Annotated in this window: 22 protein-coding genes and 1 other annotated feature; of the genes, 1 reads left to right on the top strand and 21 read right to left on the bottom strand. The window is 39.9% G+C overall.

Annotation, left to right across the window (positions count from 1 at the left end):
* Window positions 1-38: 38 nt before the first annotated feature.
* The 10 genes from AC6I1H_RS18125 to AC6I1H_RS18080 all read right to left on the bottom strand — a co-directional run bounded on the left by AC6I1H_RS18125 (window position 39) and on the right by AC6I1H_RS18080 (window position 9,813).
* Window positions 39-440: a prepilin-type N-terminal cleavage/methylation domain-containing protein gene (locus AC6I1H_RS18125; RefSeq protein WP_497738900.1), complete on the bottom strand. Its 402-nt coding sequence runs from the start codon at window positions 438-440 to the stop codon at window positions 39-41.
* Window positions 441-516: 76 nt separating this feature from the next.
* Window positions 517-1,731: a type II secretion system F family protein gene (locus AC6I1H_RS18120; protein WP_497738899.1), complete on the bottom strand. Its 1,215-nt coding sequence runs from the start codon at window positions 1,729-1,731 to the stop codon at window positions 517-519.
* A 24-nt stretch (window positions 1,732-1,755) separates the two neighbouring features.
* Window positions 1,756-2,811 carry a type IV pilus twitching motility protein PilT gene (locus AC6I1H_RS18115; protein ID WP_497738898.1) on the bottom strand — a complete coding sequence of 352 codons (1,056 nt, stop codon included), beginning with the start codon at window positions 2,809-2,811 and terminating at the stop codon, window positions 1,756-1,758.
* Between the two features lie 12 nt (window positions 2,812-2,823).
* Window positions 2,824-4,512, bottom strand: coding sequence for a GspE/PulE family protein (locus AC6I1H_RS18110; RefSeq protein WP_497738897.1), 1,689 nt, complete (start codon window positions 4,510-4,512; stop codon window positions 2,824-2,826).
* Window positions 4,513-4,856: 344 nt separating this feature from the next.
* Window positions 4,857-5,069, bottom strand: a complete 213-nt coding sequence (locus AC6I1H_RS18105) for a hypothetical protein (RefSeq protein ID WP_497738896.1) — start codon at window positions 5,067-5,069, stop codon at window positions 4,857-4,859.
* Window positions 5,070-5,116: 47 nt separating this feature from the next.
* A complete protein-coding gene (locus AC6I1H_RS18100; protein WP_497738895.1) occupies window positions 5,117-5,614 on the bottom strand; it encodes a YqeG family HAD IIIA-type phosphatase in 498 nt (165 codons plus the stop codon).
* A gap of 49 nt (window positions 5,615-5,663) precedes the next feature.
* Window positions 5,664-6,383, bottom strand: coding sequence for an RNA polymerase sporulation sigma factor SigK (gene sigK / locus AC6I1H_RS18095; protein WP_497738894.1), 720 nt, complete (start codon window positions 6,381-6,383; stop codon window positions 5,664-5,666).
* A 63-nt stretch (window positions 6,384-6,446) separates the two neighbouring features.
* A complete protein-coding gene (locus AC6I1H_RS18090; protein WP_497738893.1) occupies window positions 6,447-7,919 on the bottom strand; it encodes a peptidoglycan D,D-transpeptidase FtsI family protein in 1,473 nt (490 codons plus the stop codon).
* Between the two features lie 292 nt (window positions 7,920-8,211).
* Window positions 8,212-9,321 (bottom strand): endolytic transglycosylase MltG, encoded by a 1,110-nt coding sequence (gene mltG / locus AC6I1H_RS18085; protein ID WP_497738892.1) that lies wholly within the window; start codon window positions 9,319-9,321, stop codon window positions 8,212-8,214.
* Window positions 9,322-9,342: 21 nt separating this feature from the next.
* Entirely contained in the window at window positions 9,343-9,813 is a 471-nt protein-coding gene (locus tag AC6I1H_RS18080) for a QueT transporter family protein (RefSeq protein ID WP_497738890.1), read from the bottom strand.
* A gap of 404 nt (window positions 9,814-10,217) precedes the next feature.
* Here AC6I1H_RS18080 and AC6I1H_RS18075 point away from each other — a divergent pair, with 404 nt between their 5' ends.
* Complete coding sequence (locus tag AC6I1H_RS18075; RefSeq protein WP_497738889.1) at window positions 10,218-12,926, top strand: calcium-transporting P-type ATPase, PMR1-type; 2,709 nt, start codon at window positions 10,218-10,220, stop codon at window positions 12,924-12,926.
* 88 nt (window positions 12,927-13,014) lie between these two features.
* Here the strand turns inward: AC6I1H_RS18075 and AC6I1H_RS18070 are convergent, their stop codons facing one another.
* The 11 genes from AC6I1H_RS18070 to AC6I1H_RS18020 all read right to left on the bottom strand — a co-directional run bounded on the left by AC6I1H_RS18070 (window position 13,015) and on the right by AC6I1H_RS18020 (window position 23,001).
* On the bottom strand, window positions 13,015-13,488 hold the full coding sequence (locus AC6I1H_RS18070) for a Fur family transcriptional regulator (protein WP_497738888.1): 474 nt from the start codon (window positions 13,486-13,488) through the stop codon (window positions 13,015-13,017).
* Between the two features lie 62 nt (window positions 13,489-13,550).
* Window positions 13,551-15,122: a phosphoglycerate dehydrogenase gene (gene serA / locus AC6I1H_RS18065; protein WP_497738887.1), complete on the bottom strand. Its 1,572-nt coding sequence runs from the start codon at window positions 15,120-15,122 to the stop codon at window positions 13,551-13,553.
* The gene (locus AC6I1H_RS18060; protein WP_497738886.1) at window positions 15,119-16,267 is read right to left on the bottom strand and encodes a pyridoxal-phosphate-dependent aminotransferase family protein; all 1,149 of its coding nucleotides are present in this window, start codon (window positions 16,265-16,267) and stop codon (window positions 15,119-15,121) included. The genes serA and AC6I1H_RS18060 overlap by 4 nt, the downstream gene beginning before the upstream one ends.
* A 41-nt stretch (window positions 16,268-16,308) precedes the next feature.
* Window positions 16,309-16,502: a binding site (T-box leader), on the bottom strand.
* 66 nt (window positions 16,503-16,568) lie between these two features.
* Complete coding sequence (locus AC6I1H_RS18055) at window positions 16,569-16,880, bottom strand: DUF1292 domain-containing protein (RefSeq protein WP_497738885.1); 312 nt, start codon at window positions 16,878-16,880, stop codon at window positions 16,569-16,571.
* Between the two features lie 46 nt (window positions 16,881-16,926).
* Entirely contained in the window at window positions 16,927-17,352 is a 426-nt protein-coding gene (ruvX, locus tag AC6I1H_RS18050; RefSeq protein ID WP_497738884.1) for a Holliday junction resolvase RuvX, read from the bottom strand.
* Between the two features lie 14 nt (window positions 17,353-17,366).
* A complete protein-coding gene (locus AC6I1H_RS18045; RefSeq protein ID WP_497738883.1) occupies window positions 17,367-18,314 on the bottom strand; it encodes an aldo/keto reductase in 948 nt (315 codons plus the stop codon).
* Between the two features lie 36 nt (window positions 18,315-18,350).
* Window positions 18,351-18,608, bottom strand: a complete 258-nt coding sequence (locus AC6I1H_RS18040) for an IreB family regulatory phosphoprotein (RefSeq protein WP_497738882.1) — start codon at window positions 18,606-18,608, stop codon at window positions 18,351-18,353.
* Window positions 18,609-18,746: 138 nt separating this feature from the next.
* Complete coding sequence (gene alaS, locus AC6I1H_RS18035; RefSeq protein ID WP_497738881.1) at window positions 18,747-21,383, bottom strand: alanine--tRNA ligase; 2,637 nt, start codon at window positions 21,381-21,383, stop codon at window positions 18,747-18,749.
* A 73-nt stretch (window positions 21,384-21,456) separates the two neighbouring features.
* Window positions 21,457-21,882, bottom strand: coding sequence for a SoxR reducing system RseC family protein (locus AC6I1H_RS18030; RefSeq protein ID WP_497738880.1), 426 nt, complete (start codon window positions 21,880-21,882; stop codon window positions 21,457-21,459).
* Between the two features lie 19 nt (window positions 21,883-21,901).
* Window positions 21,902-22,189: a metal-sensitive transcriptional regulator gene (locus tag AC6I1H_RS18025; RefSeq protein WP_497738879.1), complete on the bottom strand. Its 288-nt coding sequence runs from the start codon at window positions 22,187-22,189 to the stop codon at window positions 21,902-21,904.
* 59 nt (window positions 22,190-22,248) lie between these two features.
* Window positions 22,249-23,001 (bottom strand): tRNA threonylcarbamoyladenosine dehydratase, encoded by a 753-nt coding sequence (locus AC6I1H_RS18020; RefSeq protein WP_497738878.1) that lies wholly within the window; start codon window positions 22,999-23,001, stop codon window positions 22,249-22,251.
* Window positions 23,002-23,017 lie beyond the last annotated feature (16 nt).

The raw sequence follows: 23,017 nt of genomic DNA, 5'->3' as shown, positions 1-23,017 counted from the left end.
CTGTGAAATGTTAAAGTGCTAATTAAATGAGATGTGTTTTAATCGAGTAAATTATCTGCTCCATCCTCAGTCCCATTAGTATAAACAACTTTAGAGCAATTTCCATTTGAGTCTACTGTTGCCTTATAATCATTATATTTAGAATCTGCCTGTACTTCAGGTTTTTCTTTTAAATATCCACCATTTTCCAACTGACTTCCTGTATATACTACTTGTTGGTTTTCATTATCATCAATCCATTTTTGTTCTGCGGCTCTGGCTATAATCTGTGCTGTCGCCTTATCAGCCTTCTCTTTTGCTGTATTTATAGTCCCTGTAAATCTCGGCACTGCAATTGCCGCGATGATGGCCAGCACCGCCAGAACTGCCATCAATTCTACCAGTGTAAAACCCTTTTTGTCCTTTCCTATCTTTTTAAAAGCCCTGATGATTTTTATCATCGTTCCTCTTCACCCCCTTTTCTTCTCATTTGATTATTTATCGGCAGAAGGTATACCCTTCGAACCTGCAAATCCTTTAGAAGTTAATATTTGTCATTAAATCAAACATAGGCAGTACTATCGAGACCACTATAAAGCCCACTACCAATGCCATGCCTATAATTATAGCCGGTTCCAGCAGGGTGGTCATCCTGGTGATAGCGTTTTCCACTTCGTCATCATAAAAATCTGCAGTCTTTGCCAGCATATAATCTAGAGTACCCGTATCTTCACCTATTTTTGCCATATGGATGAGCATTGGTGGGAAAATTTCAATGCTTTCCAATGGTTCAGAAAGTCCTCTGCCTTTCTTGATGCCATCCTCTACTTGAGAAATTAGATTTTGTATAACTGCATTTCCCACTACCTTTTTTGTTATCTCAACACTTTGGAGAACCGATATCCCGCTGGTTAGCAGGGTGCTAAGGGTCCTGGCAAACCGAGCGGTAATGACTTTTTTATTCACTTGTCCAATAACGGGCAATTTTAATTTTAAATCATCTAAAAACTCCCTGCCGCCTTCGCTGGATACATATATTTTTACGCCGAGTGCCGAACATATGGCAAAAGCAAAAAGCAACGGCCAATAATTCTTGATAAGGCCGCTCGTCCTCATCAAGATCCTTGTGGAAAGTGGGAGAACTGCCCCCATCTGTTGAAACATTGATGCAAAGGTGGGTAAAACTACCATTACCAGAAATGTTACTACTACTATGGCAACGGCTGCAACAATGGAAGGATATATCAGTGCGTTTTTTACTTTTTGGCTCAATTTATATTCTTTTTCATAGTGCAGCGCCATCCTGTCCATAACCTTGTCGAGGGTTCCGCTTATTTCACCAGTTTCCACCATATTTACCAGGAGTTCAGGAAACACACCTTTGTATAATCCCATTATCTGGGACAGGTTTTTCCCTTTTTGAACTTCTTCATATACTGTATTAATAGCTTCCCGTAGCCTGAAGTTTTCAGTTTGTTTCCTGAGAATATCCAGACTTGCGAGAATAGGCACTCCTGCACTTACCATAGTTGAAAATTGTCTGCAAAAAATAGATAAGTCTTTTGTGTTGATTTTACTAAACAACCTGCTCAAAGATAGGGTATCGAATTCGTTTTTTTTCTCCTTGATGTCGATGGGAAAATATCTTTTTTCCTTTAGCATATAGATAACAGCAGCCATTTCCGGAGCATCGTATGTTCCCTTTATTTCCTGGCCCTGCCAGTTTTTTGCCACATACTGATATGTGGGCATATCTTCACCTCTTGCCAATTAATTTTAATTACCGACAAGCCTCAGCAAAGATTCTTCGCTGCTACAGTATAAAAGAGCGTTTTCATAGGAAATTGCACCTTGCCTATAAAGTTGTGCGAGAGAAAAATCCATGGTCTGCATGCCATATTTCCCACCTGTTTCTATGGCGGTGATAATTTGATGGGTTTTCCCTTCTCTTATTAAATTCCTTATTGCTGGCGTGGCGATCATTACTTCCACCGCGGCCACTCTGCCCCTTCCATCCTTTCTAACTATTAGGTTCTGGCAAATAACCCCCTGCAATACCGTAGAAAGCTGTATCCTTATTTGTTGCTGCTGATAAGGTGGGAAGACATCTATTATCCTATCTATGGTCTTGTCCGCTCCAATAGTGTGCAACGTTGACAAAACCAGATGCCCAGTTTCAGCAGCGGTTATGGCAATCGATATGGTCTCCAGGTCCCGCATTTCTCCTACCAGTATTACATCAGGGTCTTGCCGCAGGGCTGCACGAAGAGCAGATGAAAAACTTTTTGAGTCATGACCAATCTCTCGCTGGTTAACTATGCTTTTTTTATGTTTGTGAAGGTATTCAATAGGATCCTCCAGAGTAATTATGTGACAGTTTCTTTCATTATTAATTAGATCTATCATGGCTGCCAGCGTGGTAGATTTACCGCTTCCAGTAGGGCCAGTAACCAGCACCAGGCCTCTGCTCTTTCTTGCCAGTTCTTTTATAACCAGCGGTAAACCGAGCTCTTCAAGGGTGGGTATGTTGAGTGCGACTGCCCTCATGGCAATACTATAACTTCCCCTCTGACGGTACACATTGACCCGGAACCGGCCTAAACCTTTTACAGAATATGAAAGGTCAATCTCTCCAGCTTTTTTTAATCTATCCATGCGTTCGTCATCAAGTATTTCTCCAACCATTTTAGAAGTATCTTCCGGATTCAGTTTTTCTTGTCCTATAGCAACAAGGTTGCCATTTATTCTAAAGATCGGCGGCACACCAACAGTAATGTGAATGTCGGATGCTCCGTTCTTTGTGGCAAGCTCCAGTATCTGTCGAAGATTCAACGCGCTCTCCCCTTATTCCTGAACATATACTGCTTTTACCATTTCATCCATGGTGGTAATTCCGGATATTACCAATTCTGCACAATTTTCTCTTAGCGTTTGCATTCCTTTTCGCTTGGATAATTCCAGCAGCCTGTCCGTTGTAGCTTTCTGAGTAATTAATTCTCGATGTTCACGACTTATCACCATTATTTCGTTCACAGCAGTCCTGCCGCGATATCCGGTTCCATTGCAGCTATTGCAGCCTCTGCCCCTAAAGAGTTCCACGTCGCTATCAGGATCTAATCCTAGTATTTTTAGTTCTTCTTTGGATGCTTTATACTTTATCTTGCATTCAGGGCATATCTTCCTCACGAGCCTCTGAGCTATAACCCCCACTACGGCAGAGGCTACAAGATAAGATTCTACGCCCATATCCAAAAGCCTTATCACTGAACTGGCAGCATCATTAGTATGAAGCGTGCTTAAAACCAGGTGCCCTGTTATTGCTGCCCTTACCGCCAGATTTGCAGTTTCTTCATCTCTAATCTCTCCCACCATTATTACGTTTGGATCTTGCCTTAGTATTGCTCTGAGCCCGTTGGCGAAAGTTAGACCTATTTTGGGATTCACCTGTATCTGGTTTATGCCTTCAAGCCTGTATTCCACTGGGTCTTCAAGAGTAATAATATTTACCGAAGGGCTGTTGATTTCTCTCAGAGCGGCGTAAAGGGTGGTAGTCTTTCCGCTCCCAGTTGGCCCCGTAACAAGAATTATTCCATATGGCATTTTTAACAGTTGCTCGTATTTTACTATATTTTCTGCAGTAAATCCCAGTTGCTTTTTTGTCATCAAGAAACTTCCTCTGTCTAATATCCTGATGACCACTTTTTCGCCATAAACTGTGGGTAAAATGGAAATTCGAAGGTCCAAATTCTTTCCATCAATCTCCATTTCTACCCTGCCATCCTGCGGAAGCCTTCTTTCGGCAATATTTAAATTGCTCATAATTTTTATTCTTGCCACCACAGCCCCATGGGTCTGCATGGATGTGCTCATTATTTCATGCAGCACTCCGTCTATCCTGAATCTAATTCGGAGCCTTCTTTCTCCAGGTTCTATATGTATATCGCTGGCTCTGCTTGCTACCGCCTGTTCAATTATTGAGTTGACAAATCTGACTACCGGAGCGTTATTGACCTGTTCTATCAGTTCCCTATCCAAATTTATATTGTCTTCAACTTTATATTCTTTTTTGAAATCTTCAATGGCTTTTTCCGCGGTCTGCTTACCATAGTAATATTCAATAGCAGCTTTAATGTCGTTTTCAGAAGCTATTGCCGGTTGGACTTCCAAGCCTGAAGCAAGTTTTATTTCATCAATAGCAAAAATGTTCATGGGATCGCTCATGGCAACTGTTAGCAATTTGTCGGTTTTTTTAATGGGTATTATATTGTATTTTCTTGCAATGCTTTCGGGCACTATTCTAGCTATTTCAGGGTCAATGAAGTATTTATCCAGTTTGACGTGGGGAACGCCAAGCTGATATTCTAATACCTCTATTATATCATTCTCTGAAACCATTCCCTCATCTACCAGAATTTTACCAAGTTTGTCCCCTCTTTTTTTCTGCAACTCAATTGCGTATTCCAGTTGTTCTCTAGTAATTTTTCCCGATTCAACCAATATGTCTCCCAGTTTTTTTCTATTCCTCTGAATCATTAGAGTCCTTTCTCCTTAAAAAAACCGACTAAATCTTACTAGCAGGCCGTATATCTACATCCATTCGGTGTAGTGTCCGGAATTAGCCGAATTTCAATGGTTATACAGTAGTAGACTTGTATTTTTTTTGATTTTCAACCTTATTCGACCTAATTCTACTTTATTTGTTAATTATTCTATATTAAAAATAAAATTCCTGCTGCTTTAGACCCAAAAAACAAATTAATCTTTGATGCTAAATCCTTAAAATGTAAGGCCATTTGTATTAAAGCGGCAATTTCTATTTACGGTCTTATCCGATTCTCAAAAGACGAGAATATAATAATTCAGTAAACAAAAATAGCCTAACGGCTTTTAATAAAATACAAACTCATGTGCGGTATTTTTTGATTTTTACCCGGCAAACCCACATCCATTAATTTATAGTTGAGGAGGACTGGATTTTTTTCTTTCAACTCCCTGACAATTTTTTTTAGTTCATATACAAGGGCTGCAGGTTCCTGAAGGTTTATCTGAAAATGGCGGGGCACTTTTTTATTTATTGTCAACAATTCCACATTAATCCCCCCCATCCATTAAATTTTAGAAGTGTTATCTCGGAAATTCAACTTTTCTTAATTACAATTTTTAAAATAATGTTTTCAAGTCTGCGTATTAATCTGGTCCAGACAAATTCCTTTTGGCTCGCCGGTTTTACCAGGATGGCGAACATTCCCATTCTTTTTGCTCCAAAAACATCTGTAAAAATCTGGTCACCAATTACCGCCGCCTGGTCGTTATTTATTCCAAGGATACTTAATCCCTTCAAAAAAGCTTTTCTACATGGTTTTATTGCCCCGATTACCGCCGGAATATCCAGTTGTCGGGCACATTCATTAATACGACCCGCTCTGTTGTTTGATACAATACACAATGATAAACCCCGGTCTTTACATTTTTTTATCCAGTCCAGCAAATCCTGGCTGATATCGGAACAGTTCCATGGCAACAAGGTATTATCCAGGTCTATCAAAAGCCCCTTTATATTCTTCTTCTTTATATATTCAAGATCCAGGCTATATATGTTGTCTAAATAAAGATCGGGGTGTAATAATTTTAGCATATTTTACCTCAACTATAATATTATATTTTTATCTTATACAAAATAACCTCTATTTGCAACTATCTGCATTCAATTCGCCGAGCAGTTTTTTTATAGCCCTTTTTTCGATGCGCGATACATATGACCTTGAAATACCCAGTAATTTGGCTATTTCCCTTTGAGTTTTCCCGACTCCGTTTAAAAGGCCATATCTGAGCTCAATGACTTTTTGTTCCCTGCCTTTTAACACAGTTTTTATTTTCTCATAAAGTTTCTGCTGCTGGAGCTTATCGGCAATCCTATCCGTAATAGCGTCTGAATCCGTTCCAAGAACATCCATTAAGGATATTTCATTGCCTTCCTTGTCTACGCCGATAGGATCCTGCAGATACACTTCGGTTTTTACTTTTTTTGTCGCTCTGAGATTCATTAAAATCTCGTTTTCGATACATCTTGCCGCATATGTGGCAAGGCGGTTGCCTTTGCTATTGTTAAAGGTGGTTATGGATTTTATAAGTCCGATAGTGCCTATGGATATGAGGTCGTCCATGTCTTCTCCAGTGCTGGCAAATTTCTTGACAATATGTGCCACCAGCCGCAGGTTCCTTTCTATTAGTATATTTCTCGCCTCCTCGCTCCCATTTTTGTAAAGTTCCAGATATTTCTCCTCTTCTTCAGGGGAAAGAGGCTGTGGAAAAGTGGTGTTGTTAGTGATGAATGCCAGCCAGGCCAGGAATTCTTTGAAAAATAAAATACCCAAAGTCACCAGGACTGCAAGGGCATTATCCATTATGTCACACCTCCCTGTGCGGTACCTATAATATATGACTCGGGCATTAAAAATGTGCATGTATTATCTGCTTAAATTTAATTTTTCAACGATTTCTCTGAATACAGGAGCAGCTTTGGTTGGACCGGATCCTCCATTTTCAAGGAACACCGAAATGATGTAGCGGGGCAATTCGGCAGGATAATACCCCACAAACCATGCATGGTATTTTTTATTTCCAAATTCCGCTGTCCCGGTTTTTCCGGCGCTTTCTCCAATAGGAAGCAAAGGCATGGCATTAACTCCCGTGCCGTATTTTGTCACTTCTTCAAGAGCTTCTTTAACTTTGTTTGATGTATCTTCCGATATGACCCTTATGGCATCCTTACCATGAGAAAATAGTATTGTGTTTCCGTTGGGTTCAACCACACCCATCACCAAATGAGGTTTTATAAAAATACCACCATTAGCAATTATCGAAACCATCTGTGCTGCCTGCAAAGGGGTTATCAGAATCGGCCCCTGCCCAATAGAAATGTTGCCAATGTCCTGATAATACACATTTTGCACTTCAGGTATAAAACCCGGTTTTTCCTCCGGTAAATCCATCAGGACTTTTTCTCCCAATCCAAATTTTTTTGCATATTCAAGGAGCTTCTGTTTTCCCAATGACAGACCCAGTTGGATGAAAACCGTATTGCATGACCTGGCGACAGCTTCTCTCAGAGTTATTTCCCCATGCCCTCCCCTGTCATAACTTCCACATTTGAATATATTACCGCCCACTTTAATAAAACCTGGACAGTAAAACTTATCATCCAAACTTGCAAGGTTTTCCTCCAAAGCCGCCGAAAGCACCACTATCTTGAATATGGAACCCGGTGCAAAGGCTTCTACGGCCCGGTTTATCAACGGCGCATCTTCTCTGTTCAGGTACTCCTCAATACAGTATTGTTTATAATTTGGTCGGCTGGCCATGGAAAGAACCCCGCCTGTTTTTGCATCGAGAATCACCACTGCTCCCCTGGGCACTCTATCATCCATCACTTGTTCCACTATATCCTGAATTTTTTTGTCGATTGTAAGTTTAACCCCATATGAAGACTCATTGATTATCTTTGAAACACCCGGTATCGGCTGACCGAAACCGTCAGTTAATATGGTATTTTTTACTCCGGCGTTATTTAACACTTTATCAAAAGTTTTTTCTATCCCGGTCTCGCTTTTATATCCCACAACATGAGTTGCAAGTGCTGAAGGCCCGTACGCGATCTTTTTTTTATATAAAAAGACCCCCGGCGTCTTGCCCTCCAGATCTTTGATTATACTGATGTTTTCGGGGGTAATTCTTATATTCTGAGGTTTTTCGACATCCGGAGAATTAAGAACATGTTTTTCCATTAAGCTTTTTTTCTGTGAAGCTGTAAGCCAACGAGGTGATATAACTGCATAACTTTCATAATATGAATCTGTCAAAGATTCGCCATATCTATCATATACATCACCTCTTGCACTGTCAATCACACTGCCGGTCCACTGAGATTCGGCCTTTTTCAAATAAAAAGACCGTTCCAAAACCTGAATATAAAATAATCGCAGCGTCAATAATGAACATAAAACAAATATAACGATGCAAAGTAAAAAAATCCGCCTATCTTTGAACATTCCATTCACCAGTTAGTATAATTCCCAATTTATGGGATATTATGCCCCAATATTCAATAAACAGCCGTAAATTCTGGGTTCCTCCGGCAATTTGACTGTTCATCTAACTTTTTTTATAACGACTGCGGCATTCATTCTGATCCGCTAGGGGTCAGGATGAATGCCGCACAAAGTTTCAAAAAATTTACCGATTTAATACATCGGACCTGGTGCTCGAGGATTTAGAATCAAAGATTTTTTTATTTTTTAAATGTTCGGCGTACGTCTTGCTGAAAGTATGACTACCGTCCCCGTTGGAAACAAAGTATAAAAAATCCGAGTCAGCGGGGCTTAATGCCGCTTCAATGGAAGATATCCCCGGAGAGCCAATAGGCCCGGGAGGCAAGCCCGGATATTTATATGTATTATACGGTGAATCCACCTCGAGATCTTTTAAAGTAAGGAATTCCTTATGCTCTTTTAAAACATATTCTATGGTGGCACAGGACTGAAGCGCCATTCCTTTCTTCAGCCGATTATGGAAAACCGAAGATATTAAAGGTCTTTCATCTGCCAGTTTGGCTTCCGCTTCGATAATAGAAGCCAGAGTGATAATCTGGAACGTTGTAAGGCCGGATTTTTCCTGTAGCAGATCATATCCTCTTCCAAAATACACCTCATTGAACCTTTTTAGTAAAACATCTATATAATAGTCGGCGGATTTTCCTGATGGAAAAAAATATGTATCGGGGAATAAAAAACCTTCAAGGTTGGCTTCACACGGCAGAGGTTCAAGGAATTTATATTTATTTTTGAAATTAACGACTTTGGCTGTCTTTAAAAATTCATCTTTAGATAAAAGATTATGCTCATGAAAAATCTCAGCAATTTTTTCCAGAGTATAACCTTCGGGTATGGTTATTTTTTGTTCCCTTCGCAACACATCACCTCTAATCATTTTATTTAGTATTTCACCGGGTGACATTGAAGGTCCCAGCAAATACGTACCTGATTTTATCTTAGTATCGTATCCCTTCATTTTTGCATATAGATTGAAAATGATTGGATTTTTTATAAGACCTTCCTCGTACATGTTTTGAGCCAATTCTTTTGCCGGCTTTCCATTTTTCACTTCAAATTCCACAAAGGCTTCACTGGTCTTATCTTTTGGATTCAGCATAAATTGAAACCATATCAGTAAAAATGTCGCAACAACAAAAACCGACAGACAAAAAATAAATATTTTTCTGTAGTTCTTTATGTATGAACATATTTCACTTTCTATTAACCTCTGCCATATTGTGTTATAATTCACGGAGATTTCACCTTCTTTGGTTTATTTTTTAAAAATCCTTTCAAAACCTTTTCTCTTAATAAAATAGTATAGTGGAATCCCCAGACCTACCACTGCGATAAATTCCCCTGCGCCAACGTATAATACGGTCATCCAGTATGGCATATCATATAAGAAACTCAGATAATACGAAACCCCGAAAGCATTTAGTAACACAGGCGGCAAAACTCCCAAAAAAGGATTTCTGGTTTTGCTTGTGATATAAGCCGCCACAAGAGTTATAAGACTTCCGCCATATATATCCCATGGCCCCAAACCTCCCAGAATATTTGCAAGCAAACACCCCACAAAAAGCCCTGGAACAGCCGAGCTCTCAAGCATTGGTAAAATAGTGAGGGCCTCGGATATTCTCACCTGTATGGGACCATAACTTATGGGTTTCAAAAGGTATGTAACGGCGGCATAAACAGCAGCTATGGCGGCAGCTCTTGCCAGATATCGCACTTGATTCATAAATATACTCCTTTCGTATAATTTTTGCATTTTTGGAACAAACTTTCGAAATCTTTCACACGACTACTTTTAGTTTATCCTTACTATTATATTCAGTCAACATGTTTTCCTCAAAATCAAAATCTTATTTACAACCCCTTTCTTTTATTATATAATTGATTCGAGAAAAAACTTTATTTTCCCGTTAAAGGGGAGTAGCCAATTTTGATAAAGCCACCATCACGGTATTTCATACCTGGCTTTATCCTCTGGTTTACCGGAGGGCAAGACCTTTAACATAATTCTCGAGAATTATGTTAAAGGTCTTTTTACTTTTGAAAATTCAGGGAAGGGGTGGTTACGCTTACTAAAATTATTATTTCTCCACATAATAAATATATAAACTTTGTGAGGGAGGATAATTGTTGGAAAATAAAAAATGGTATACTCTTGAGAAAAAAGACATTTCAAAAGCCTTGAAAACTCATCTTGAACATGGACTCACATCTGATGAAGCTCGGGAAAAATTGAATTTACACGGCTACAATGAACTTGTGGCCAAGAAAAACCGGACCATTTGGGAAATGTTTTTGGAACAGTTCAAAGATTTTCTGGTACTCATTTTAATCGCGGCAAGCATAGTTTCCATAGCCATTGGGGAAGTTACTGATTCTGCCGTAATCATTCTCATTGTTATTTTAAACGCCGTTCTCGGAGTCATTCAGGAATCACGGGCAAGCAAAGCACTTGAAGCATTAAAAAAAATGGCTGCTCCGGAAGCAAAGGTTATCCGCGATGGTCATATAAAGGAAATCCCTGCAAGAGAATTGGTCCCCGGAGATTTGGTGCTGCTGGAGGCAGGAAATTATGTGCCTGCGGACTTGCGACTGGTTGAGAGTTTGAATTTAAAAATCGATGAAGCATCCCTTACGGGTGAATCTGTTCCTGTTGAAAAAAATGCTGATATAGTATTTCAGGAAGAAGTGCCTCTGGGAGATAGGACAAATTCTGCCTTTATGGGGACTGTGGTCACTTACGGCAGAGGAAAAGGCATAGTCGTCGCCACAGGTATGAATACCGAAATTGGCATGATTGCAGAAATGCTCGAGTCCTACCAGGAGGAAGACACTCCCCTTCAGAAAAAGCTCGAAGAACTTGGTAAAATACTAGGCATTGCAAGCCTTGCCATCTGCGCTGTTGTTTTTCTGTTGGGACTTGCAAGAGGAGTTCCGGTGCTGGAGATGTTCATGACTGCCGTAAGTTTAGCGGTAGCTGCAATACCCGAAGGACTGCCGGCTATTGTAACAATCGTTCTGGCTTTAGGAATGCAAAGAATGGTTAAGCGTCACTCTATTATAAAGAAACTTCATGCGGTAGAAACCCTTGGCAGCACTACTGTTATTTGTTCCGATAAAACCGGAACCCTTACTCAAAACGAAATGACAGCCACCAGAATTTACACCGACGGCAAAATGTATTCAATTTCCGGTGAAGGCTATAGGCCCTATGGCGATTTTACTTTTGAAGATTCCGTAATAGATCCAAAGGCTGATGCAAATATTAAGCTTTTGCTCACCATTGGGACTCTCTGTAATGATGCAAGGCTGGAAGAGAGCGGTACCGAAAAAGATAATGAGAAATCCTGGCGCATTCTGGGAGACCCCACCGAAGGAGCCCTGGTGGTAGCAGCGGCAAAAGCGGGCATTTATGTCCAGGAACTTGAAAAAATCATCCCGCGCCTTCAGGAAATACCTTTTGATTCCGACAGAAAACGCATGACCACCTTTCATCCAGCTGGCCAGAGCTATGTGGCTTATATAAAAGGAGCTCCCGATGTAATTCTTAACTTATCCACGACAATTTATAAAAGAGGAAAGGTATTATCCATCACCGATGAAGATAGGAAAAATATTCTAGAAGCAAACCATAAAATGGCTACTCAGGCGTTGAGAGTGCTGGCCTTAGCGTATAGGGAAATCAGCGTTATTCCACAGGTGCCGAATTCTGAAGACGTGGAAAAAGATATGACTTTCGTTGGATTAATTGGGATGATTGACCCGGCAAGGCCTGAAGCCAGGGAAGCTATCAGAGTGTGTAAAAATGCCGGTATTCGCCCTGTGATGATAACAGGCGATTACAAAGATACTGCTGTAGCAATTGCAAAAGAGTTGGGTATGATCGAAGATGAGTCGAAAGTTCTGACAGGAGCGGAACTTGACGCTTTGAGCGACGAAGAACTTGCCACCGCATCAAAAGACGTATCGGTTTATGCCAGGGTTTCCCCGATACACAAACTAAAAATCATAGACGCCATAAAGAAAAACGGCCATATTGCCGCTATGACCGGTGACGGCGTAAACGATGCACCGGCATTGAAAAAAGCTGACATCGGCATTGCCATGGGTATTACAGGTACCGATGTGGCAAAAGAAACTGCAGACATGATACTAACTGATGATAATTTCGCCAGTATTGTTTCAGCGGTTGAAGAAGGAAGAGTCATATACTCCAACATCCGCAAATTTATATTCTTTTTGCTGTCGTGCAATATAGCAGAAATATTAATTATCTTCGTAGCAATGCTCGTCGGCCTTCCGGTACCGTTGAAACCCATACAGCTATTGTGGTTGAATTTGCTGACAGACGCATTCCCGGCACTGGCTTTAGGTATGGAAGCAAAAGAGCCTAATATCATGAATAAGCCTCCGCGCAAGCCTGATGAACCGATAATGGATACCCGTATGAAGTGGCAGATAGCTATTCAAAGCATTTTTATGACAGCATCTATTCTGGGAGTTTTCATTTATGCCTTACATTTTAAGGGCGATATAGAAAGCGCTCGAACGTACGCTTTTGCAACTCTCATTTTCAGTGAGCTTTTACGCGCATATACATCCCGCTCCGAGACATACTCGGTATTCAGTATCGGATTTTTTAAAAATAAGTTTATGGTTCTAGGTACAGTCATATCTTTCGTATTACTTTTGTCCGTATTATATATTCCATATTTAAGAATGGTATTTGACACCATTTTTCTGTCATTTTACGATTGGGATATTATAGTGGCCTTTGGTTTGATACCGTTTATGGCCGCCGAATTCAGCAAGATGTTTCTTAGAAAAAAACAAATGTAATCTTTGCTTGCGGATTGAAAACAGCAACCTTACGACCTTAATTAAAATTTAAAATATTAATTGAAAAGACCTGTCATTTGACAGGTCTTCATTTATCATAGGATTGCAGGCATTCATTGCAGTATCCAAGAAATTTGACCACGTGGTCCACCACTTTAAAATCATTATTTCTTTCAATTTTTTGTTCAAGTTCGCCCAGAAGGTCATCATCAAATTCCTGAACTCTGCCGCATTTAATACATAAAAGATGATGGTGCTGATGTTTTTGTTCTTCGCTTAATTCATATCTGTAACATCCATCGCCAAAATTAAGCTTTTTTATTATATCGAAGTTATCAAATAATTGTAAAGTCCTGTAAATAGTGGCAAGACCAACATCGGGAAACTTTGTTTTAACAAGCCCGTATATCTCTTCAGTGCTTAAATGTTTCGATTGATTTTCTAAAAGCACGTCCAGCGTAGCTCTCCGCTGAGGAGTAAGTTTACATTCTTTTCCTTTTAATTTTTCTTCAATTAATTTTATGCGACGGCTTTTTTCATCTTGTTTTTCTGTTATCTCCACTTTTGTCCCCCCAGATTAGTCTTACCACAAGTATAGTGCAAATGAAAACCACTGTCAAGAATTTAAAGTTTTATCAAAACCGCATTTTCCAAGCCGTCAATCTTTCTGATTTCGCTTAATATGTCATCAGGCAAATTCTCGTCAATACCCAGGGCCATTAAAGCTTCTCCTCTATAGGACTTTCTGCCGAGCTGCATGTATGCGATATTTATGTCATTTTTCCCTAATAATGTACCTACTTTACCTACAATACCGGGTCTGTCTCTATGGAATGTTAGAAGAATATTGCCTTTGGGAATTAAATCAATCTTGTATTCATCTATGGCAATTATCCTCTCGTCGGATCCTGCCAGGACTTGACCTGTAACAGACCCGACTCCTTTATCCGTTGTAATTTTCATGGTTACCATCCCCGGCGCATCCTGACCCTGGTTTATCTTTTTCTCAATAATTTTTATCCCCCTTTCACGGGCCAACAATGGAGCATTTACAAGATTTGCGGGAGTCTGCAGAATGTTTGAAAGTATTCCCTTTATACCGGCTGTGGTAATCATTTTTACATCCATTTTTTCAATTTTTCCCGTATATATCATTTCCATTTCACTTATTCTGCCATTTCTGAGCTGTGTATAGAGTGCCCCCATTTTTTCGGCAAGATCAACATACGGTCTAATTTCACTGTATTCTTCAGGTCGAATATGAACCATATTAACGGGGTTTTTGACCATTTCTCCTTTTAAGGCTCTTATGACATCCTTAGCTACTTCTACCGCTACGCATATCTGAGCTTCCTGCGTGGAAGCGCCCAGGTGAGGCGTGGCTATTAAATTGGGCAAGTCAATTAAAGGACTTCCAAGAGGAGGTTCATTTTCAAAGACATCTAAAGCACACCCGGCTACTTTGCCCGACTTCATCGCTGCATATAGAGCTTCTTCATCAATTATGCCTCCCCTTGCACAGTTGATGAGCATTACTCCATCCTTCATCATTGAAAACTGCTTTTCACCAACCATATGGTATGTGTTTTTAGTCAGCGGTACATGAAATGTTATAAAATCAGCTTCTTTTAATACTGTATCAAGGTCTGACACAGTAATATTCATATTTTCCACTTGCTGTTTGATAATGTAAGGATCGTAGGCAATAATGTTCATACCGAGGCCAATAGCTTTTTTTGCCACTTCTCTGCCTATCCGCCCAAGTCCAACTATGCCCAGGGTTTTACCATTTAACTCGATCCCTATGAACTTTTTCCGGTCCCAAATCTTATTTTTTAAACTCTGCACCGCTTCCGGGATTTTCCTGGCAAGGGCCATTAATAAAGCTATCGTATGTTCGCTGGCAGCTGTCGTATTGCCTTCAGGCGCGTTAACCACCAGAATCCCTTTTTTTGTCGCGGCATCAAGGTCTATATTATCTACTCCGACACCGGCTCGCCCGATTACTTTCAAATTGCTGTTTTCAATTATTTTGGCCGTCACTTTTGTAGCACTCCTGACCACAAGCGCGTCATATTCTGCGATTATATCCGCCAGCATTTCCTCGCTTAATTTTGTCCTTACATCCGTCTGGTATTCCTGTTTTAAGATATTTATGCCTTCTTGTGCAATATCATCGCTTACAAGAATTTTCACTGCTGATTTTCTCCCCTTTCAAAGTACAATTCCGCCTCTTTTACACCTTTTCCGTAAAGGTCGGGGTCTTTCAGAACCATTTCCAATCCCGCCAGCACGTTAATTATATCCATTTTATCAACATAACCCAGATGCCCTATTCTCAAAATTCTGTTTTTCAATTTTTCCTGACCGCCTGCTACTGTAATATTAAATTTGTTTTTTAGCGTTTTCGAAAGATTTAGCGCTTCATACCCTGTAATATCGACAGAAGTCACGGTTGGAGATGCCCAGCGATCATCTACAAAAAGCTTCATACCCAGAGCTTTAATGCCTGCCCTCAATGCCCTTGAAATAGTTATGTGCCTTTGAAAAATATTGGTCAGCCCTTCTTTTTTTATTAATTCCAGAGATTCCTTTAGGGCAAATATCAGAGAAACTGCCGGCGTATAAGGTGTTTGCCCTTTTTCAAGGCTCTTTTTTGCGGCCTTGAAATCCCAGTAATATTTTGGCATTCTGGACTGTTCCACCCTGGCCCACGCTTTAGGACTGATGGAAATAAAACTGAGACCCGGTGGAAGCATTAAAGCTTTCTGGGAACCGGTGATTACCACATCCAGATTCCATTCATCGGTTTTTAAATCAACCGCTCCCAATGAGCTGATGGCATCTACCAGTATGACTGCAGGATGGTCTCCCACAGCTTCCCGGAGGGCTTTTATCTCATTCAAAACTCCTGTGGAAGTTTCATTATGAGTAAACAATATTCCTTTTATTTCATTTTTTTTATCTTTAGCAAGCCTCTCTCGAACAATTTCCGGCAATACGGCCTGGCCCCATTCCACAGGAATCCTTTCTACAGTAGCTCCAAACGATTCCGCTATTTGAGCAAATCTTTCACTGAATACTCCATTGGGGAAAGATAAAATATGATCTTTGGGGGAAAACAGATTTACAACAGCTGCTTCCATAGCTCCAGTTCCTGAGGAAGGAAATATGAGTATATCATTTTTAGTTTGAAAGACTTCTTTTATTTCTTCTGAAACTTCTTTAAACAAATGTATGAATTCCTCTCCCCTATGGTTCAACATAGAAGTTTGCATGGCACTAAGGACTCTTTCAGGAACTTCTGTAGGGCCGGGAATTCTTAAATGATGTTTTTTCATGCAATCCACTCTCCCTTTAAGATATAAAAAAACCGCCCTATTCAAGGGGCGGATTTTACCGCGGTGCCACCCTATTCGGATTTTACCAAATTAGCTCTCGTTTAAAATAACGGCTTTCTCCGTTTGGCTCATCGCCAACTGCTCCAAGGTGGAAATGAAGAATCCCTGCTGATTTGCACCATCCACCAGCTCTCTTATAAGGATATTCTCCAATTTTCCTCTTCACTGCTTTGACATGTTAAATTAGCTTATATTATAAACATCAAATTATATTCTGTCAAGATTTTTATCAAAGGCTATTTTACTCTTCTTCATCATCAATTTCTTCCTCGTCATAATCATCCTCAATATCATAATCTCCTTCGCTGATAGCCTCCCACGCTCCTCTTACTGCCTCAAACTCATTATCATCCTCGACTTCCATCAGGACTTCATCACCGTTTTCATCAGTATCGATTCGAAAGATGTAAGCCTCTTCACCCTCATTTTCATCTTCATCCAGAGGGACTAAAATCGCATAATCATTATCTTCCACATTTACTATACCCAATACTTCAAACTCGGTTTCCTGCCCATCTTCATCGTAGAGAGTTATAGTTTCCTTTTCCTCCATTTTTTTCACTCCAATCTATGAAATTACAAATATTGTATAGTACATTTTAATCGATGTCAACATTTGAGCGGTAATTAAGGTAACCCTGCAATATCAATACCGCAGCTACTTTATCGATAACATAGCGGCGTTTTTTTCGTGACAAATCGCAATCAATTAAAGAACGTTCAGCCTCCACAGTTGTTAGTCTTTCATCCCAGTATGAAATTTCGATTCTTAAATTCTTTTTCAATGATTCACCAAACTTTTTTACTAGTTCACTCTGAGGCCCCAATGTACCATTCATATTTCTGGGTAGGCCCAATACGATTTTCCCTACATTGTATTGTTTTACCAGATCTTCAATCTGCTTTAAATCCTGCTTTAAACCCCGCCTCGCTATCACCCCGATTCCCTGTGCTGTAAAACCAAGCTCGTCGGAAATAGCGACACCGATTTTTTTTTCTCCTACGTCCAGCCCTAAAATTCGCATAAGTAGTGCCTCTGTTATATAATTTTTATACAAAAATCCGGGCAATATCCAGCACAATAACCGCATAAAATGCATCGTTCCGCGTCCACTACAGATTTGCCACGGACAATGGACAGTGCTTTGTATTTACAGTGCCGCACACATTCCCCGCAGCCCTGGCACCAATCTTCAATGATAAGTTTTCTTTTCTGAACATCAATTTCATGTGCCAGCTCTTCGGGTATGGTTTTCCCTTCAAATATCAAACAGTTTGCTCTTACCTCTGCACATGTTTTCATTCCTACGGCTACAGAATGAAGGTAGGGAAAATCCAGGATATACTTAAAAGCACGTTCCCTGATATTGATTAAGTTGCCACCTCCAAGACATTTCATGCCATATATTCCCTTTCCATTCTTATAGGCCTTTTCTATTGCTTTCTCCATCTGTTTTATATTACCATCTTTAATACCGATTCCTTTTATGTTTATTATTGGATGGATTACATCAATTTCATTCATGGTAGATGCAGCATCAACCACTTCCACGGTATGTGTAGAAACGCCAACAGCTTTAATTATTCCTTTCTCTTTTGCGTCCAATAAATATTCCAACGCTTTCCTGTGACCTTTTAATGTAAGTCTTGATTCCTGTTCATGGAGCATAAAAATATCTATAACATCTACGTCCATTTCTCTTCTTGCACGGTCGACGCTTGCCTGCATCCCTTCATATGTGTAAGCATAGGATTTTGATGCAACAACAACCTTCGAATCAGTAAGCTTCAGGGCCCGCCTGATGAAGGCGTAATTATTGTAAAACTCTGCCGTATCAATAAAATTTACCCCTGCCTGAAAAGCTTCCATTATTATTTCGGTTCCTTCATCTATGGATAATTGTGACTGCAGAGGGCTTATACCCAGGCTTCCAAAACAAAGCCGTGAGACCATTATTCCTGTTCTTCCCAATATATTATACTCCATAAAAATACCTTCCAAAAAAAAAGCAAGTTTCCTGGCTTAAGATTCTTCTATATAGTATTTTAACAATTCCTCCAGGAGTTCGTCCCTCTCCAGCTTTCTAATAAGATTTCTTGCATTGTTAAAACTTGTTATATATGCCGGATCTCCGGATAAAAGATAACCAACAATCTGACTTACAGGATTGTATCCCTTTTGTTTAAGGGCATCATAAACCTTCTGCAAAATATCCCTGGTATTTGTGGCTTTGTCTTTTTCCACTTTAAATTTCATCGTTTCCTGGAAATCCTGCCCCATTGCATCTCCCTCTCTTTCTATTTAGATATATTCTATATTCATATTTTAAAACCCTTTTTTTAATTTAAAAGCGTGGAAAATTCCACGCTTTTCCTCTATATTATTTCATATTGACAGGTTTTTATTCCCAGTAGGTTATCATACGACATTTAAAAAACGTGGTACAGAATTTAGAGCTTCATCAAGTTTTTCAGGGTTTTTCCCGCCTGCCTGGGCGAAGTCGCTTCTACCTCCGCCGCTTCCTTCTGCTATTAAAGCAACTTGTTTTATAATCTTCCCAGCATGGTAACCTTTTTTTACAAGGTCGTCGGAAACTGAAGCCACAAAATTTGCCTTCCCCCCAACCACACTACCGAGAACAATAATACCGCTGTTTATTCTCTGTCTCAAGGCATCGCTCATTTTCCTGAGATCATCCATTTCTCTTGCTTTTACTCTCGAATAAATAACTGTGATACCCTTTAAATCTATCTTCTTTCGAAAAACATCTTCCAACTGGGCATTTATAGCCTGTTGACTCAAAGATTCGATTTCACGCTCGTAGAATTTTAACCTTTCCAGCAGTTCATTTATTTTTTGATTGATTTGCTGAGGAGAAGTTTTGAGTAAAGTAGCCGCATCATTAAAACTCTGGAGAGTTGTATTCAGGAAATTTAGCAGGTTCTTTCCGGTAACGGCTTCTATGCGCCTTAAGCCAGCGCCTATACTATTTTCGGATACAATCTTGAACAAGCCTATTTCTGAAGTGGATTTCACATGCGTGCCTCCGCAAAGTTCCATACTGTAATCACCCATGCAAACCAGACGCACTTTTTCGCCGTACTTCTCGCCAAATAAAGCTATGGCTCCCCGTTTCTGTGCTTCCTGTACAGTAGTTATATCTACTGTTATGGGAAGATTACTTAAAATGGCCTCATTTACTTTTTCTTCTGTTGTTTTCAGTTCCTCCGGCGTCATGGGGGAGTGGTGCGAAAAATCAAATCTCAATCCGGTATCATTTACCAAAGAGCCTGCCTGGTTCACATGTTCCCCAAGAACCTGTTTTAAGGCCATGTGTAAAAGATGAGTGGCACTGTGATTGCGAGCAATGCTCTTTCTTCTGTCGATGTCTACTCTTGCTGTAACCTTATCTTTTACCCGCACTTCACCTTTCTCGATCTTTCCTATATGATAAAACTTTCCATCGGGAGTCTTTTGTGTATCGGTCACCCTGAATATAAAATCTTCATTTTCTATAATACCCGTATCTCCGACCTGACCGCCGGACTCACCATAAAACGGTGTTCTGTCCAGCACTATAGCTATTTCCTGACTTTTGTCTCTAAAGCTTTCAACAGAAATTTGATTTGATATAATGCATTGTACAAGGCTTTCAGATTCCAGCCTGTCATATCCCAAAAATTCCGTGGGCGGCAAAGGTGCGAGAATATCGAATAATTCATCTATCTTGTAACTTTCTTTTCTTGCTGCTTTTGCCTTCTCTCTCTGTTTTTCCATTAGCACTTCGAACGATTTAACATCAACAGAAAATCCTTTTTCCATGGCTATATCGCGTGTTAAATCAAGTGGAAAACCAAAAGTATCATACAGCATAAAAGCAGTTTCTCCAGGGATAATATCTTTTTGTTCCCGTGTAAGCCGATTTATTTCATCCGAAAGCATTTTCAGGCCATCACTCAATGTCTCATTGAAGCGTTCTTCTTCAGATTTTATCACCTTTTGAATATAATCTAAATTCTTTCGTAGCTCAGGATAAGCATTTTCCATTAAGGATACCACACAGGGTGCTATTTTGTAAAGAAACGGTTCATTCAAGTCCAATTCTCTGCCATACCGGGCAGCCCTTCTAAGTATTCTTCTTAAGACATAGCTCCTGCCTTCATTGCCGGGAATCACCCCGTCAGAAATTAAAAACGTCACAGCTCTGGAATGGTCTGCTATTACTCTGAACGGGAAACCTCTATCATCATCATAATATTTTTTACCCGTCATATTTTCAACAAAAGCGATGATGGGTCTCAGCAAATCTGTATCATAATTGCTATACACGTTTTGCATTACTGTGGCAATTCTTTCAAGTCCCATCCCAGTATCTATGCTGGGTTTGGGCAATGGCGTCAAGTTGCCGTTTTCATCTCGGTTATACTGCATAAATACCAGGTTCCACAATTCCCTCCATCTGTCGCAATCGCATTTGCCGATTTTGCATTCGTCGGCAGTACAGCGGTATTCCTCTCCTCTATCGATATATATTTCGCTGCAGGGTCCGCACGGGCCCGTGTCACCCATGCTCCAGAAGTTATCTTTTTCATCCATTCGCACTATTCTTTCAGCCGGGATATTGGCCACTTCCTGCCACAATTCAAAGGCTTCATCATCTTCTTTATATATGCTTACCCACAACCTGTCCTTAGGAAGACCTAAAACCTCCGTCAAAAATTCCCACGCATATGTTATTGCTTCTCTTTTAAAATAATCCCCGAAGGAGAAATTTCCCAGCATTTCAAAAAATGTATGATGTCTAGCAGTCCTTCCGACACTTTCCAGATCATTGTGTTTCCCGCCTGCCCGTACACATTTTTGGGACGTGGTCGCTCTTTTAAAAGGCAAACTCTTTAAGCCCAAAAAAACCTCTTTGAACTGGTTCATTCCCGCATTGGCAAAAAGAAGGGTTGGATCATTGTGAGGCACCAGAGAAGAACTGGCTACTCTGGTATGTCCTTTGCTTTCAAAAAATTCGAGGAATTTTTCTCTTATTTCATTGCTTGTCATCATCTAAAAAACCTCCATAAATTTGCACTCGAATGAATTATATTAAAAAAATGCCCAAATTGTCAATACAAGCGGCTTATTTTTCCAAAATACTTACTATGTTTGAAAAATATTTTTTTGTTTTTTCAGCTTTTTTACTGTAAAAGTAAATTCCCAAAAAACTTATACCCATGGTAATCAAACCAATCAACAATGAAAATAATTCCGTTGATTTTATATGATAGAAGCCCGCTCCACTATAACCTATGCCTATACCGATAATAAATGCGACTAGAGGTATCGCATATACTATAAATGCAGCTGTAAGCATAGTTGATGCCTGCATTTCCACCTCAACCAACTGACCCACGCCGGCCTTTAAAGGATTTTTGGCCCAAATAAAAAGAGGTTTGCTTTCCGTACCCGCCGAACATGCTCTACAGTGCCCGCATGCAGATGACCTTAATATCTCCACCTTTGCCTCATTTCCCTTATTTTCTACTACCAAAGCTTTCTCTCTCAAGATATTTCACTCTCCCGGATTATTTGATAAATTTTAATATTACATCTACCAGTTCGTTTATTTTTTCATCCCCTTTTTCCGTATCCAGTGCCTGAGCTACACAGCCTCTTATATGGTCTTGAAAAACGATCAACCCAACCTTATTTAAAGCTGCCCTAACCGCCGCAATCTGGACAAGTATATCAACACAATATTTTTCATCGTCTACCATCCTCTGTATTCCTTTCACCTGGCCTTCGATTTTTTTCAAACGTCTTAAAATATTATCTTTGTTATGTATATATGAGCAACTGTTTTCACACTGCATAAAACAACCTCCAATACCATATAGGGGTATAATAATTATATAACTTCAAAATAAAATAGTCAAATATTTAATAAGTCTTTTATTACTTCTCCTGCCATGATTAATCCAGCTACAGATGGAACGAAAGAAATGCTTCCGGGAATGCTTCTAGAAAATTTACAATGTTTTACTGAATCTTTGGGGCAGACGCACCCGGTCTTGCATATGTTTTCATTTCTGATTCTGATCGGCTGTTCAGTTGAAAATACAACCTTTACATCCTTTTGTATGCCCGATTTTCGAAGCTCTCTCCGAAGTACCCTGGCTACCGGACACACCGAAGTTTGAAATAAATCGGCCACCCTGAACATTGTAGGGTCAAGCTTATTTCCTGCCCCCATGGATGAAATTATGGGAATGTTCGATTTCTTGCACCTGATAATTAAGTCGACTTTGGATTTTATGGTATCAATGGCATCCACCACATAATTTAAATTGCCGGCCAATATTTTTTCGGCTGTTTCTTCTGAATAAAATTCTTTAAAACAGATGACATGGGCTTCAGGGTTTATATCCAGGATTCTTTTTTTCATTACTTCCACTTTGGGCAATCCTATTGTAGACTGTAATGCATGAATCTGACGGTTTATGTTGGTAATGCATACCACATCGTCATCTACAAGAACCAATTCTCCAATCCCCGCCCTGGCCAGAGCTTCGGCTGCAAAAGATCCTACCCCGCCAATGCCTATGACGGCTACTTTCGATTTTTTTAATTTATCAAGCCCTTCACTTCCAAGAAGGAGCTGTGTCCTAGAAAATCTGTGCTGCAAATTTTCCACCTCAAAA

This window comes from Biomaibacter sp. TOL, assembly GCF_059717795.1.
Note: the sequence above shows the minus strand (reverse complement) of the source record. Positions and strands in the feature narration are given on the sequence as shown.